The organism is Actinosynnema sp. NPDC050436, assembly GCF_040655415.1.
Taxonomy (GTDB): Bacteria; Actinomycetota; Actinomycetes; order Mycobacteriales; family Pseudonocardiaceae; genus Actinosynnema.
Window position 1 is genome coordinate 74,206 of sequence record NZ_JBFAJV010000009.1, and the last position, 13,659, is coordinate 87,864.

Annotated in this window: 14 protein-coding genes and 1 riboswitch; of the genes, 7 read left to right on the top strand and 7 right to left on the bottom strand. The window is 74.9% G+C overall.

Annotation, left to right across the window (positions count from 1 at the left end; genetic code table 11):
• Positions 1-85 precede the first annotated feature (85 nt).
• The gene (locus tag AB0I60_RS21910) at positions 86-253 is read right to left on the bottom strand and encodes a hypothetical protein (protein ID WP_360732433.1); all 168 of its coding nucleotides are present in this window, start codon (positions 251-253) and stop codon (positions 86-88) included.
• A 597-nt stretch (positions 254-850) separates the two neighbouring features.
• Positions 851-1,021: a hypothetical protein gene (locus AB0I60_RS21915; protein WP_360732434.1), complete on the bottom strand. Its 171-nt coding sequence runs from the start codon at positions 1,019-1,021 to the stop codon at positions 851-853.
• A 179-nt stretch (positions 1,022-1,200) separates the two neighbouring features.
• Here AB0I60_RS21915 and AB0I60_RS21920 point away from each other — a divergent pair, with 179 nt between their 5' ends.
• From AB0I60_RS21920 to AB0I60_RS21945, 6 genes are all read left to right on the top strand, one after another.
• Positions 1,201-2,367, top strand: a complete 1,167-nt coding sequence (locus AB0I60_RS21920; RefSeq protein WP_360732436.1) for a sugar efflux transporter — start codon at positions 1,201-1,203, stop codon at positions 2,365-2,367.
• Positions 2,368-2,677: 310 nt separating this feature from the next.
• Positions 2,678-2,914, top strand: coding sequence for a hypothetical protein (locus AB0I60_RS21925; RefSeq protein WP_360732438.1), 237 nt, complete (start codon positions 2,678-2,680; stop codon positions 2,912-2,914).
• Positions 2,915-2,980: 66 nt separating this feature from the next.
• On the top strand, positions 2,981-3,745 hold the full coding sequence (locus AB0I60_RS21930) for a M24 family metallopeptidase (RefSeq protein WP_360732439.1): 765 nt from the start codon (positions 2,981-2,983) through the stop codon (positions 3,743-3,745).
• Positions 3,746-3,831: 86 nt separating this feature from the next.
• Complete coding sequence (locus AB0I60_RS21935) at positions 3,832-4,881, top strand: MFS transporter (RefSeq protein WP_360732440.1); 1,050 nt, start codon at positions 3,832-3,834, stop codon at positions 4,879-4,881.
• Between the two features lie 127 nt (positions 4,882-5,008).
• Positions 5,009-5,704, top strand: coding sequence for a hypothetical protein (locus AB0I60_RS21940; protein WP_360732442.1), 696 nt, complete (start codon positions 5,009-5,011; stop codon positions 5,702-5,704).
• Between the two features lie 111 nt (positions 5,705-5,815).
• Positions 5,816-6,469, top strand: coding sequence for a maleylpyruvate isomerase N-terminal domain-containing protein (locus AB0I60_RS21945; RefSeq protein ID WP_360732443.1), 654 nt, complete (start codon positions 5,816-5,818; stop codon positions 6,467-6,469).
• A 37-nt stretch (positions 6,470-6,506) separates the two neighbouring features.
• Here the strand turns inward: AB0I60_RS21945 and AB0I60_RS21950 are convergent, their stop codons facing one another.
• Genes AB0I60_RS21950 through AB0I60_RS21970 form a run of 5 tightly spaced genes read right to left on the bottom strand, consistent with a single transcriptional unit; the run spans position 6,507 to position 12,049 of the window.
• On the bottom strand, positions 6,507-7,295 hold the full coding sequence (locus tag AB0I60_RS21950) for an ECF transporter S component (RefSeq protein ID WP_360732445.1): 789 nt from the start codon (positions 7,293-7,295) through the stop codon (positions 6,507-6,509).
• On the bottom strand, positions 7,292-8,905 hold the full coding sequence (locus AB0I60_RS21955) for an ATP-binding cassette domain-containing protein (protein ID WP_360732447.1): 1,614 nt from the start codon (positions 8,903-8,905) through the stop codon (positions 7,292-7,294). Before AB0I60_RS21955 ends, AB0I60_RS21950 begins: the two co-directional genes overlap by 4 nt.
• The gene (locus AB0I60_RS21960; RefSeq protein ID WP_360732449.1) at positions 8,902-9,966 is read right to left on the bottom strand and encodes a CbiQ family ECF transporter T component; all 1,065 of its coding nucleotides are present in this window, start codon (positions 9,964-9,966) and stop codon (positions 8,902-8,904) included. The genes AB0I60_RS21955 and AB0I60_RS21960 overlap by 4 nt, the downstream gene beginning before the upstream one ends.
• Before the next feature lie 8 nt (positions 9,967-9,974).
• On the bottom strand, positions 9,975-10,775 hold the full coding sequence (locus tag AB0I60_RS21965) for a hypothetical protein (RefSeq protein WP_360732451.1): 801 nt from the start codon (positions 10,773-10,775) through the stop codon (positions 9,975-9,977).
• Positions 10,772-12,049, bottom strand: a complete 1,278-nt coding sequence (locus AB0I60_RS21970) for a peptidase (protein WP_360732453.1) — start codon at positions 12,047-12,049, stop codon at positions 10,772-10,774. Before AB0I60_RS21970 ends, AB0I60_RS21965 begins: the two co-directional genes overlap by 4 nt.
• 111 nt (positions 12,050-12,160) lie before the next feature.
• Positions 12,161-12,229: riboswitch (cobalamin riboswitch) on the bottom strand.
• Positions 12,230-12,357: 128 nt separating this feature from the next.
• On the opposite strand from AB0I60_RS21970, the gene AB0I60_RS21975 reads away from it, so the two are divergent.
• Positions 12,358-13,620 carry a cytochrome P450 gene (locus tag AB0I60_RS21975; protein ID WP_360732455.1) on the top strand — a complete coding sequence of 421 codons (1,263 nt, stop codon included), beginning with the start codon at positions 12,358-12,360 and terminating at the stop codon, positions 13,618-13,620.
• Positions 13,621-13,659: the final 39 nt, after the last annotated feature.

Sequence of the window (13,659 nt, forward strand, 5' to 3'; positions counted from 1 at the left end):
TAAAAGTCACTCTCGTGCGCGGTCGGCGTCCTCCGCTGCGGGCGATCGAATGCGCGTCCGCCCCGCCCGCAGCAGAGCCTGAGAATCAACAGCCGATGGTGGTGCAGGTGTCGGTGCCAAGGCTGCCCGACAGGGTGGTCGACACCGGCACCCCGGTGGCGCAGCCGGGACCGAGGTTGGCCACGGCCACGGTGTAGGTGGGGGCGGCCCCGCCCAGCGGAACGGGATCGGCGGAGTCGGTCACCGACAGCATCAGGTCCGCCTCCGGGACCGGGGCCTAGTCGGTGGGGACTCCGATGGTGCGGATGACGGTCCTGCCCGTGCCGTCGGGGTTCATGAGCACCAGGCCCGTGCCCTGGGAGCTGAAGGCGATCCTGTGCCGTCCGGGGACCACGAGGCGTTCACCCCGGACATGCCCGGGGAGACCGGGTTGGTGCCGTTGGTGTGGTGTAGATCTGGGTGTCGCCGGCCACGTCCTGCATGAACGCCACGGTCCGGCCGTCCGGGCTGATGCGGGGATTGGCCGGTGTTGCCGCTGGTGAGCAGGACGGCGTCGGAGCCGTCCGGGTCGGAGGCCCGGATCTGGCCGGACTCGGTGAAGTGGATCCTGCCGTTGCCGCCGGCGAAGGCGGCGTGTGCCGGGTCTCGTGTCGACGCGGCGGCGGGGCAGTGCCATCACCGTCAGGGGCCGGCGCCTTCCGCCGAGGTCTCGGGCCGGTGTTGCTCCGGCCGAAGGGACGCCTGCTGCACTCCACCGCGCGGACCCTCCGTGACGGTACCGACCGGCCCAGTGACGAACGTCGGCCCGTACTGCACGCCAAGCACTCGCCCGTCCGGCGGTGCGGCCGGCTCACTGGTCGTCGTGCCCCGCCGGTCGACGTCGAGGGCCGTCGAGGCGAGGGCCTTCGAGGCGGGTGCCGCGCGTTCTGCGCAGGATCTCGAAGTGGCCGTGGTTGCGCGCGGCGGTGAGGCGCTCGCGCAGGCGGGCAACGGCCAGGCGGAGCTTGGATTCGACCTCCACTGGGTCCACTCGGTCGTCGGGATCGGGGCTTCGGTGGTTCACGCGTGTGCTTTACCCGACACCGCGTGCGCCCAAACGGACGCACCGTCCGGCCGGGGTGACGGCGCTCACGGTCCATTGGGCGGGAATGCATTTCGTCGCGGTGGGGCCGGCTGGGGAGGATCAGCGGTGTGGTCCCTGTGACGGAAACCCTTGTCCCGCCCCGCTCCGGCTCGTTGCTGCCCTTGCTGTCGGTGAGCCTGCTGACCGGTGTCGGCTACGCGCTGGCCGGTCCGTTCATGTCGTTGTTCCTCATCAAGGAGTTGGCGGCGGGCCCGTTCGCGGTGGGCGCTTTCCTGCTGGCGATGTCGTTGGCGGCGCTGGCGGTGAGCACGGTGCTCGGCCGCTGGTCGGACGGCAGGGCGGTGCGGCGCAACCTGATGGTGTGGGCGTCGGTAGCGGGCGGGGTGTCGTTCGGGCTGTTCGCGGTGCTGCGGAACTACTGGCTGCTGCTGGTGGTGGCGATGTCGTTGTCGGCGGTGGCGTCCTGCCTGATGCCGCAGATGTTCGCCTACGCCAGGCAGTCGTTGGAGCGGTCGGGTTCGGCGCGTGCGCCGTTGGCGATCAGCGCGGTGCGGACGATGGTGTCGGTGTCGTGGGTGGCGGGTCCGCCGGTGGCGGCGCTGCTGATCGACGCGAGCGGGTTCATCGGGCTGTTCGCCGTGTCGGCGGTGGTGTACCTGGTGGCGGCGGTGGTGACGGGGTTGGCACTGCCGGAGTTGGGCAGTGGCGCGGAGGGGCCGCCGGTGCCGGGTTCGGAGCTGCGGCGGGAGGTCGTGCTGGCGACTGCGGCGTTCACGCTGTTGCAGGGTGCGACGGCGGTGGGGGTGTACGCGTTGCCCTTGTACCTCACCGATGTGCTGCACGGGACGACGGCGGACGCCGGTCTGGTGCTGGGGCTGTGCGCGGCGCTGGAGATCCCGTTGATGCTGGGGTTCGGGGCGTTGGCGATGCGGATCGACTACCGGCGGCTGGTGCTGGTCGGGGGCGTGGTGGCGTTGGCGTACTACGGGGTGATGCTGGCGACGACCGCGACCTGGCAGGTGGCGGCGGCGCAGGCGTTGCACGCGGTGGTGATCGCGGCGGTGATGGGCGTGGGGATCTCGTACTTCCAGGACCTGGTCCCGGATCGGCCGGGCTACGCGACGACGTTGTTCACCGGCACGGCGAAGGTAAGCGCGATGATGGCGGGTCCGCTGCTCGCGTTGGCCCAGGTGTTCGGGTACCGCAGCGCGTACGCGATCGGGCTGGCGATGTCGGTGCTGGGCCTGGCGTTGCTGGTGCCCGCTCGGCGGCGTGCGGTGTGACGCACCGTCATCACGGCGGAGCGGCCGGGGCCGCTCCGCCTGTCCGGTACCGGAGCGGTGCGGTGAACCCCTTGGGCTGCGGTTGTGCTTGATACCTCCGGCCGCTCGGTGTTTTGTGGGGCAATTGCCGGGGCGCGGTCGGACGGGGATTTGAGGGGTGCTCCTCACCTCGTTCGGCCCAATCGGCGCGAAACAACGGCTTTCACAGTTGTGCCGGGGGTATTCCCGCAGGTACCCGGGTTCGCCGAGGGTTCGCTCGACACGCTGGGCTTCACCCACGCCATCCACCTGGTGTGGGGCGTGATCCCGCGTGCTCACCCCGGACTCCAAGCCGGCCATCGCCCGTGAGCTGTGCGCGCGGCACGGGCTGGACTTCCGCGACACGGTCGCGTTCGGCGACTCGGGCAGCGACGTCCCGCTGTTCCGCGAGCTGACCCACACGGTGAACGGCATCCCGTCGATCGCCGGCCTGAGCGCCGTCGAATACCGGGGCAACTCGCTGCTCGCCGCTTACCGGCTCGCGCTCGACCTGGTCGCCGTTCCCTGACGGCGGCCGTCCCTGCACCGGTAGTCGAATCAGGGGGAAAACCTTGTCCACCGCCCATGGTGAGGCTTGTTCAACGCGCCCTGCGAACGGGGGCGCGGCCGGATGGTCGTGGCGGAGGCGTTCATTCGCACGCTGCGCGAACTGCGGGAGCGCGGGAACGTCACCGAGGTCGGGTTCCGGGACCACTGGCACCGGGTGGTCGTCGAATCCGGCGAGATGACCTGGGACGGCTGGTACCCGCCGCCGCTGATGGGGATGGCGGTGCTGTTCGCCACCGCCGCCGACCCGTCGCGGGTCAACTTCCGCACGTTCCGCGACGGGGAGAGCTTCGTGTCGCGGGCCACGCTCGACCCGGTCGACGGGATCGTGCTCGGGTACGCCTCCAACGTGCACCGCAGGACGGGGCTGCCGGGTGATTTCGCCACCACGGTCTACCTGGGCCGGGAGCAGCGGCTGCTCGACCACTTCCGGCAGGCGGCCGACGTGTGCCGGGAGATCGCCTCGGTGGTCCGGCCGGACCTGACGGCGGGCGAGCTGCCCGCCGAGGCGCTGACCGCGCTGGCCCGGCGCGGCCTGGGCGGCACCACGCACAGCGACACCGATCCGGACGGCCACAACGTCGGCCACTCGCTGCCGAGGCGGCTGTTCGTGCGGCGGGGCGGCGACTCGCGGCTGGACTCGGTCGACCAGTTCACCATCGAGCCGCAGGTCGGGTCGCCGGACGACCCGACGTTGCCCAAGATCATGCTGCACTACGTGGTGAGCGCCCAGGAGCAGGTGGCGGTGTGCGACGCCTGCGAAGATCCGTTGAGGGACCCGGCGATCATCTGACGGCCGGGAACGCGCGGCGAGGGGGACGAGTGGGCGGGACCGACGGCGACGGCGTGTAGGGCGGTGCGCGGACCAGCACGGCGTGGGTGACGATCACCGGGTTGTTCGTGGCGGGCATCGCCTCGGCGATGCACTTCGCCAAGATCGCGCCCGCGCTGCCGGAGATCTCCGCGCGGTTCGGCCTGTCCCCAGTCGCGGGCGGCCTGGCGGTGTCGCTGGTGGCGGTGATCGGCATCGTGCTCGGCGTCGCCGCCGGAACCCTGGTGGACAACTGGGGCCGGCGCGGGCTGCTGGTCTTCGCGCTCGTGGTGGGCGCGGTGACCTCGGCGCTGATCCCGCTGCTGCCCGGCACCGGGGTGTTCCTCGGGCTGCGCTTCGTGGAGGGCGTGTCCCACCTGGTGATCGTGGTGGCCGCGCCGAGCCTGATGGGCGTGCTGGCGCGACCGGCCGACCGCACGGCGGTGATGACGCTGTGGGGCAGCTTCTTCGCGGTCGGGTTCGCCCTCACCGACGCGGTCGCCCCGGCGCTGCTGTCCGCGTGGGGCAGGCAGTCGCTGTTCTGGGGCCACGCTGCCCTGCTGCTGGGGACCGCGCTGGTGACCGCGCCCCGGCTGAACCGGTTGGCGCGCGGCCAGACCCTGGAGCCGCCGCCCACCCGGGCACCGCTGCTGCGCAGCCTGGTCCGGGACCACGGCGCGCTCTACCGCAACGCCCCGATCATCCTGGCGGCGTCCGGGTTCGGCCTGCACTGCCTGCTGTTCAACGCCTACCTGACCTACACGCGCGAGGTGCTCGGCGACGCCGGCGTGGTGCTGTTCACCGGGGTGCTGGGCGCGGGCAGCCTGCTCGCGGCGAGCATCGCGCTGTTCCTGTTCGACGGCTGCGTGCAGGACGCGACGTTCGCCACGATCCCGTTGGTGGCCAACGACCGGATGGCCGCGCTCGCCCACGGCGCGTTCGCGCAGACCGGTAACGTCTGCAGCTTCCTCGGCCCGCCGGTGTTCGCGGCCGTGGCGGGTGGGTGGCGGCTGGGCGCGGTTCCCACCGTGCTCGCGTGCGCAGCCGGTATTGCCTGCACCTTGCTGGCGGCCCGGTCGGTCCGCCGGGTGGCCGGCAGCGCTGTTTCGCCTCGGTGAGGTAGGCGTCGTACCGCCTCGCGCACACAGGTCGACTGTGTCTGGTCGTACCCGCCGAATCCGCCATTCGACGGAGAAGTCGGCTGCTCCGGTTGCTACACCTGACCCATCCAGGGGAGGAGTGGAGATGCCGGGTTCGGACGGTCGGCGCATCGGCGGCGCGGGCGGTGGCAGCAGCAAGGGCCGGGGTGGCGGGGGAGCGGTGGTGCTGGCGGGTGTGCTCGCGCTGGGCGCGGTCGGTGCCGGTGGCGCGGGCGGGCTGGGCGCGGGGGAGGTGGCCGCCGGCGGGGCGGGCTCACCCGGCGTCGGCAGCAGCCCCGGCGCGCGCTCGGTGTCCGCGCGCAAGGCCGAGAGCAAGCAGGTCGCGCGCAAGGGCGACGCGGAGGGCGCGTGGCAGCGGTTGGGCATGAAGGGCCTCCGGCAGACCGCCAAGCAGCAGGGGGAGTGCGTGGCGTCGTCGTTCGGGCGCGTCCGCGAGTACTTCCAGAGGGCACGCTGCACGTCGTTGGACCGGATGCTGTTCGCCGTGGGGGACGGCGCGGGCAACACGGCCGTGGTGTCGGTGGCGTGGGTCGGTCTCGCCACGCGGGGTGACGCGGTGGGGTTCAAGGCGGTGATCGACGACCACGGCAGCGGGGACGTGCGACCGCTGGGCGGCGCGCTGCTGGGCCTGGCCGACGTGGCGTTCTCCGGCCACAACTACGGGTCGGACCGGGACGGCTCCACGGTGGTGGTCGCGGAGGCCGAGCAGGTCGACGGCGTGGTCGCGGCGGAGGTGCTCGACGCGCTGGCGGAGGTGGCCGCCCTGCTGCCCCGCCCGTAAGCCCGGCAGCACCAGCAGCACCGCGGCACCAGCAGCGCCGCGACACCAGGACGCCACGACGCCGGGCGAATCCGGTTGTCGGCGCTCCCGGTCCGCCAATACCGTGCCGGGGTGGATCTCTTCTCGCGCTCGTGGACGGCGTTGCTGGCGGCGGTGGCCGCCACCCCGGACGAGGACTTCGCGGTGGCGTCCGGGTGCGCCGGGTGGCTGGTCCGCGACCTGGTGTGCCACCTCGTGATCGACGCCCAGGACGTGCTGATCACGCTCGCCACCCCCGCCGAAGGCGACCCGACCGCGCACGCGGGCACCTACTGGAAGCTGGTCGACCCGCCGACCGGCGACGACCCGCTGGACGCGCTGATCCCCCGGCTCGCGGCGGCCTACGGGGAGCCGGGGTTGCTGAAGTTCCACCTGGACGACGTGGGCTCGGCCGCCGGGCGCGCGGCGCGGCTGGCGGACCCGGTCACCCTGGTCGCCACCCAGGACATGGTGCTGACCGTCGGCGACTACCTGTCCGCCTACGTCCTGGAGTGGGTGTTGCACCACCTCGACCTGGTCGCGCACCGCCCGTCCGCCGCCGGGCCGTCCGCCGAGGTGCTCGCCGCCGCCCGGACCGCCCTGGAACGGGTCGCGGGGGTCGTGTTCCCGCCGGCGCTGTCCGACGCGGACGCGCTGCTGGTCGGCACCGGTCGCCGCGCGCCGACCGACGCGGAGGTGGGCGCGCTCGGCGGGATTGCCGGGCAGCTCCCGTTCGTCCTCGGCTGACCGGCGGAGCGCACCGGCACCGACGTCGGGACCCCCGTCAGCGGTGGGGTTCCCCGGTGGCGAAGGCCGCTCTGCGGGCGGCCCGGCGCAGGGTGCGCAGCAGGACCGGGCCGGTCACCACGACCAGCACCGTGGTGGTGACCGCCCGGCCGATGTCCCAGCCCAGCGAGGTGGCGAGGCTGAACGCGACCAGCCGCACCAGGTTGTCCACGACCGGGCCGCCGGGCTGGAACGACAGGCCGGTGCTGCCCGCCGACAGCGCGAACGGCCAGAACGACAGGTTCAGCAGCAGGCCGTAGACCAGCGACGCGACCGCCGCGTACCCGGCCAGCAGGGCCAGTTCCGCGCGGCCGGTGAGGCGGGGGAGCAGGCCCGCGCCCAGCGCCACCCAGGCGGCGGCGAGCATCTGGTAGGGCAGCCACGGGCCGATGCCGCCGGTGAGCAGCGCCGACGCGAACAGCATCGTGTTGCCCAGCACGAAACCGAACCCCGGCCCGAACACCCGGCCGCCGAGCACGAGCAGGAAGAACACCGTCTCGACGCCCGCCGTGCCCGCGCCCAGCGGGCGGATGGCCGCGCCGAGGGCGGACAGCACGCCGAGCACGGCGATCGCCTTGGCGTCCAGGCCGCCCTCGCCGATCTCGGCCAGCACCACGGCGAGCACGAGCGGCAGCAGCAGCGCGAACGTCCACGGCGCGTCGGTGCCGTGCGCGACGCCGGCGTCCGGGTCCACGATCAGCGGCCAGCCGAACGCCGCGACGCCGACCACGCCCGAGGCGGCCAGGGCCAGGGTGGCGCGGGGGCGGAGGCGGACGGCCGTCGTCATCGGCGGGCCAGCGCGGTGGCGACGTCGGCGACCGTGAGCCACGGGCCGAGCACCTTGGCCACCTGCGGGGAGAACGTGGGGGAGGCGGTGACCACCTCGCGGGTGGGCCCGTCCGCGACGACCTCGCCGTCGGCCAGCACGACCACGCGGGTGGCGTACTCGGCGACGAACTCGACGTCGTGGGTGGCCAGCACGACGGCGTGGCCGTCGTCGGCCAGCGCGCGCAGCGCCTCGGCCAGCCGCGTCTTCGCGGGGTAGTCGAGGCCGCGCGTGGGCTCGTCCAGCAGGACCGCGCGCGGCCTCGGGGTGAGCGCGACGGCGAGCACCAGCGCCAGGCGCTGGCCCTCGGACAGGTCGCGGGGGTGCCGGCTGCCGGGGATGCCGGGTGCGAACCGGTCGAGCAGGGCCCGGCAGGTGCCGGCGGGGCGGTCGGACTCGCGGTCGGCCTGCTCGCACTCGGCCGTGACGGTGTGCAGGTAGAGCAGGTCGGCGGGCTGCTGGGGGACGAGGCCGACGACCCGGCGGCGCGGCGCGGGCTTGAGGGCGGCCGGGTCGACGCCCTCGACGGCGACGGTGCCGCCGGCGCGCTTGCCGGTGCCCTGCACCGCCCACAGCAGGCTGGACTTGCCGCTGCCGTTGCGGCCCATCACGGCGACGCGCTCGCCGGCGTGCACGCGCAGGCCGACGCCGCGCACCGCCTCGACGCCGCCGTAGCGCACCCGCACGTCCCGGGCGTCGAGCAGCTCGGGGCCGGACGCGGCGGCGGGCGCGGCGGCGGGCGCGGGGTCGGGGTCGGGGTTGCCGAGCCGGTCGCGCAGGGGCGCGGCGAGCCGGCGGGCGTCGCGGATGGACACCGGCACCGGCCGCCAGCCCGCGAGCTGCGCGAGCCGGACCACCGGCGGTGCGACGGGCGCGTCGGCCAGCACCGTGCCGGGGTCGCCCGCGACCGGCGGCCCGTCGCCGGGCAGCCACACGACCCGGTCGGCGTACTGGGCGACGCGCTCCAGCCGGTGTTCGGCGATCAGCACGGTCATGCCGAGGTCGTGCACGAGCCGGTGCAGGGCGGCGAGCACGTCCTCGGCCGCGCCGGGGTCCAGCGCGGAGGTCGGCTCGTCCAGCACCAGCACGCGCGGGTGGGCGGTGAGGGCCGCGCCGACGGCGACCCGCTGCTGCTGGCCGCCGGAGAGCGTGGCCAGCGGGCGGTCGCGCAGGTCGGCGAGGCCGAGCAGGTCGAGGGTCTCCTCGACGCGCTTGCGCATCACGGCGTTGGGCAGGCCGAGGGACTCCATCGAGTAGGCGAGCTCGTCCTCGACGGAGTCGGTGACGAACCCGGCCTGCGGGTCCTGGGTGACCAGGCCGACGACGTCGGCCAGCTCGCGCGGCGGGTGCGTGCGGGTGTCCCGGCCGTCGACCAGCACGCGGCCGGTCAGGGTGCCGCCGGTGAAGTGCGGGACCAGGCCGTTGACCGCGCGCAGGAGCGTGGACTTGCCCGCCCCGGTGCGGCCGACGACCAGGCACAGCTCCCCTTCCGGGACGTGCAGGTCCACCCCGGACAGGGTGGGCGCGGGCGCGTCCGGGTAGGTGGCGGTGACGTTCTCGAACCGGATCATGGTGTCTTCCGTCGGACGGTGAGCACGGGCGCGAGCGCGCACAGCAGGCCCAGGGCGGGCAGCAGGGGCAGGGTCGGGACCTCCAGCGGGACCGTGCTCGGGACCAGCGCGGCGCCGCCGAGGTGGGCGGGGGCGACCAGGGTGGCCAGGGCGGCGACCGCGCCGGAGGCGATGATGAGCAGCTCGCGCGGCCCCCACGTGTCGGGCCGGTAGCGGCTGCGCCGGACCCGGCGGGAGCCGGTCCACAGCCCGGCGACGGCGAGGGCCGCGCCGAGCACCAGCACCGGCACGCCGACCAGCGCCGGCGCGGTGCTGTCGAGCAGGCCGTACGCGCCCACGCACAACCCGGCCAGGCCGCCGAGGACGAGCGCGCCGGTCAGCGCGCGGGCGGGCGCGGGCAGGCCGGCGTTGCGCCCGTAGCCGCGCGAGTCCATCGCGGCGGCCAGCACCAGCGACCGGTCGAACGCGTCCTCCAGCACCGGGGCCATCAGCACCTTCACCGCCCGCACGCCGCGCGGGGCGTCACCGCGCAGAGCACGCGCCCGGCGCACGGACCGGGCCGACGCGACGAGTTGCGGCGCGACGGTCATGGCGACCACGACCGCCACGCTGACCTCGTAGAGGGCGGCGGGCAGGGTGCGCAGCAGGCGCTTGGCGTTGGCCAGGGCGTTGGCCGCGCCGACGCAGCACAGCAGGGTGGCGAGCTGGAGCCCCTGGCACAGCGCGAACACCAGGCCCTCGGCCGACACCGGCCCGCCGAGCCGGATGCCGCGCGCCCAGTCGGGCAGCGGCACCTCGGGCAGCGCGACCAGCGTGGTGGGCCCGCCGACGCCGCCGAGCACGACGTGGAACAGCACCCGGACGCCGAGCACGACGAGCCCGAACTTGAGGAACACGCCGTAGGAGTCCGCCCACGGGGTGTCGTCCCGGCAGGTGACCGCGACCAGCCCGGCCACGGCGATCACCAGGCCGAGCAGCACGGGGTTGGTGGTGCGCCCCGCGACGGTGGCCAGCGCCACCGCCCACAGCCACCACGCCCCGGGGTGCGGGGCCCGGCTCACCGCCGCGCTCACCCGGCCCGGCGGCGGCGGGCCGTCCACAGGCCGAGGCCCGCGAGCACGGCGATCACCGCGACGCCGACCACGAGCCCGGTGGTGCCGCCCGAGGTCGGGGTCCGCTCGGCCACCGGGGTGGGGTCGGTCGAGGTCGGCCCGGCCGACGACGGCGGGGCGGACGGTGACCCGGACGACGGGGCCGTCGTGCCGGTCGCGGCCGGCGTGGTGGTGCCGGTGGCCGGCGCGGGCTCGCCGGTCGTGGTCGGGTCGGGCTGCGCCGTGCCGGGCCGGCCCGGCTGCGCGGGCGGGGGCTGCACGGGGGTCACGGGGCCGCCCGGTGGCGGTTCCGGTCGGGGAGCGGGCGGTTCGGGCCGGGCCGGTGCGGGCGGGGCGATGCCCGGACGGGTGCCCGCGCCGAACGCCCAGCCCTCCACGTCGCCGGGCGCGGGGTCGTGGCCCGCCGCGCCGGTGTCGCGGTAGGTCCACGACCCGCCGGGCGTGCCGCCCCAGTACGACCAGTAGGCGTCGGTGGGGGCGGCGTTCACGCACGGGTCGGACGCGGGCAGGTCGTCGATCCGGCACACGAACCCGGCCGAGCGGCTCGCGGAGCGGAAGCCGAACCCGGCCGCACCGAGCGCGGCCAGCCCGCTCGCGGGGTCGCCGGGCGCGCACCCGGTGCGCACCCCGCCGCCCAGCGCGCGGAAGTCCACGACCACCGTCACGCCGGAGCAGTCGGCGGCCCGCGCGGGCGCGGCGGCGAGCAGGCCGAGCGGGCCGAGGACGACGGCGGCGGCGAGCAGCGCGGCGACCCTCACGACGTGGACCGGCCGGCCGGTGCCGGGTCCCTCCGCCGTGCCGCCACGAGCACCAGCGCGCCGGCCAGGACGAGCAGCGCGCCCAGCCCCAGCGCCGGGGCGGGCTCCACGCCGGTGCGGGCCAGCGGGCCCGCGCCGGTCACGGTGACACCGGCGGCCGGGGTCGTGGGCGGCTCCTCGACCGGCGCGGGCTGGGCGGGGGGTTCCTCGGCGGGCGGCGCGGGCGTGGTCGTGGTCGGCTCGGGGCAGTCCAGCACGGGCGCGGCGGGCCGGTCGCCGGTCGAGGAGATCTCGGCGAGCCCGGTCCCGGCCAGGCCGAGCACGGCCTGCGCGGTGGCGCGCACCGCGTTGCCGGCCTGGAAACCCTTGGCGTCCTTGGCGATCGCGCCCGCCGTGGCGTCCCCGCAGCCGACCTGGAGGGTCTGGAGGAAGGCGACTGCCTTGTCGGCCTCGACGGTGCGGCCCCCGGCGCGCAGCCCCTGCGCGGCCAGGCCGGTGCTGTTGGCGTTGGCGACGTCGAGCTGGTCGGGCTGGGTGTGGTCGGGGAAGCCGCCGTTGGCGAACTGCTTGTCGCGCAACCACTTCAGCCCGGCGTCGGCCTGCGCGGTCTGCCCGGCGGCGATCAGCGCCTGCACGGCCAGCCCGGTGGCGTCGGCCTGGGAGGTGCAGGTGGGCTTGCCGATGTCGAGCGGGAACCCGCCGTCCGGGCACGCGGTGCCGAGCAGGAACTCGACGGCCTTCGCGGGTGCCTCGCCGTGCCGGGCCAGCGTGATCACCGCCAGCGACTGGCTGAAGGTGTTGCTGTAGTCGCCCCACTTGGACTTGTCGGAGAACCGCCCCGACTCGGCCTGGAGGGCGGTCAGCCCGGCGATCAGGTCGACGCCGCCGACACCGGTCGGGTCGCCGCCCTGGGCGAGGACCGCGAGCGCCAGCTTGGCGTGCGCGCCTGCGTACCGCGCGCCCTCGGCGTCGGAGGTGTAGGACGCCACCGTGGCCGGCGCGGTCAACCAGGCGTAAGCCTTGCCGGCGCTGTCCTGCGCCACGCCGGCCGCGTCGAACGCGAGCAGGGCGTCGATGGTCAGGCCCTGGTCGGGGAAGACGTCGGCGCCCACTGCGGTCTCGAACCGCTCACCGTCCACGAGCTGGCGCGACAGCCAGCCCGCCGCGGCTTCGGCCGGGGACTTCGCGGTCACCGGGGCGGCGTGGGCGGCGGGTGCCAGCAGCAGCGCGGACAGCGCGGCGGCGGCGACGACGGCGGTCCGTCTCGACGGCATGGCGGGCCTCTCGGGTCGCGGGCCGCGAGGCGGACCCGGGACGGCCGGCACCGACGTCCCCCGGGCTCCGGCCCGTTGACCTTGACGGGTGTGGGGAGCGTGCCGCGCGTCGGGTGGTCGGGCTCGCCCCGGGAGGGGCCTACCGTTGCGGGTCAGCGCCGGATTCCGACCGGCTTCCCCCGATTCGGGCGCGGCTGCCGATCGTCGCCTCACCCGGCCCGGCGTGTCAATCCGCCTGTGGCGCGATGCTGCTCACTCGTACGTACGGTTACCGTCGGTCGAATCAACCTGGGGAAGAGGGGTGTGGAATGGCGACTCTGGCGTCGGTGCGCGACGGCTTGGTGGCGTGGGTCGCACGGCGTTCGGTCACGCGGTGGCTCATGGGAAGGATCGGTTCGCGCGCGTTGTCGCTGCTCCCGGACCGTGCGCTGGTCCCGCTGAAGCGGGACGGGGTGGAGCCGGGCGTCGAGCTGGAGCGGATGAGGGAGACCGGACCGATCCACCGGCTGCCGGTGCCGTTCGGCGTGCGAGTGTGGTTGGTCACGGGTCAGCCCGAGGCGAAGAAAGTGCTTTCCGACACAGATGCGTTCAGCAATGACTACGCGCGGCTCGGCGCGGCGGTCGGCATCGAGCAGACCCCCGGCGGGCTCGGCTTCGCCGACCCGCCCGACCACACCCGCCTGCGCAAGCTGCTCACGCCCGAGTTCACCATGCGCCGGCTGTCCCGGCTGGTGCCGAGGATCGACGAGATCGTCACCGAGCGGCTGGACGCGATGGCCGCCGTGGACGGGCCGGTCGACCTGGTGCAGGAGTTCGCGCTGCCGATCCCGTCGCTGACGATCTGCGAGCTGCTCGGCGTGCCCTACGACGACCGCGACCGCTTCCAGGAGCTGGCCGCCGCGCGGTTCGACCTGTTCGGCGGCGCGAACTCGGCGCTGGGCGCGATCTCCGAGTCGCTCAAGTACATGGAGAAGATCGTCCGCCGGGAGCGCCGCGACCCCGGCGACGGCCTGATCGGCATGATCATCCGCGAGCACGGCGACGCCGTCACCGACGCCGAGCTGGCCGGCCTCGCCGACGGCGTGCTGACCGGCGGGTTCGACACCACCGCGAGCATGTTGGCGCTGGGCGCGATCGTGCTGATGAGCGACCCCGCCGCGCGGGCCGCGATGCGCGACGACGACCAGGCGGTCGGGCCGCTGGTGGAGGAGCTGCTGCGGCACCTGAGCGTGGTGCAGGTGGCGTTCCCCCGGTTCGCCAAGCGCGACCTGGTGATCGCCGACACCGAGATCAAGGAGGGCGACGTGCTGGCGGTCTCGCTCAGCGCCGCCAACCGCGAGGGCCTGGACCGGATGGACTTCGACGCCGCCCGCAAGGTGTCCACGCACCTGGCGTTCGGCTACGGGGCGCACCGCTGCGTCGGGGCGGAGCTGGCCCGGATGGAGCTGCGCGCCGCCTACCCCGCGCTGCTGCGCCGGTTCCCGGACCTGCGCTTCGCCGACGAGCGGCCGTCGTTCCGCACGGCGTCCATCGTGCACGGCGTGGAAGCGCTGATGGTCCACACCCGCTGACCCGGTACCCCGGGGGCCGCCACCACGGTCCCCGGGGCG

Bases quoted from the DNA above. Each gene is read 5' to 3' on its own strand.
- AB0I60_RS21970 (WP_360732453.1), bottom strand. From the start codon at position 12,049: ATGCCGTCGAGACGGACCGCCGTCGTCGCCGCCGCCGCGCTGTCCGCG.
- AB0I60_RS21950 (WP_360732445.1), bottom strand. From the start codon at position 7,295: ATGACGACGGCCGTCCGCCTCCGCCCCCGCGCCACCCTGGCCCTGGCC.
- AB0I60_RS21940 (WP_360732442.1), top strand. From the start codon at position 5,009: ATGCCGGGTTCGGACGGTCGGCGCATCGGCGGCGCGGGCGGTGGCAGC.
- AB0I60_RS21975 (WP_360732455.1), top strand. From the start codon at position 12,358: ATGGCGACTCTGGCGTCGGTGCGCGACGGCTTGGTGGCGTGGGTCGCA.
- AB0I60_RS21910 (WP_360732433.1), bottom strand. From the start codon at position 253: ATGCTGTCGGTGACCGACTCCGCCGATCCCGTTCCGCTGGGCGGGGCC.
- AB0I60_RS21955 (WP_360732447.1), bottom strand. From the start codon at position 8,905: ATGATCCGGTTCGAGAACGTCACCGCCACCTACCCGGACGCGCCCGCG.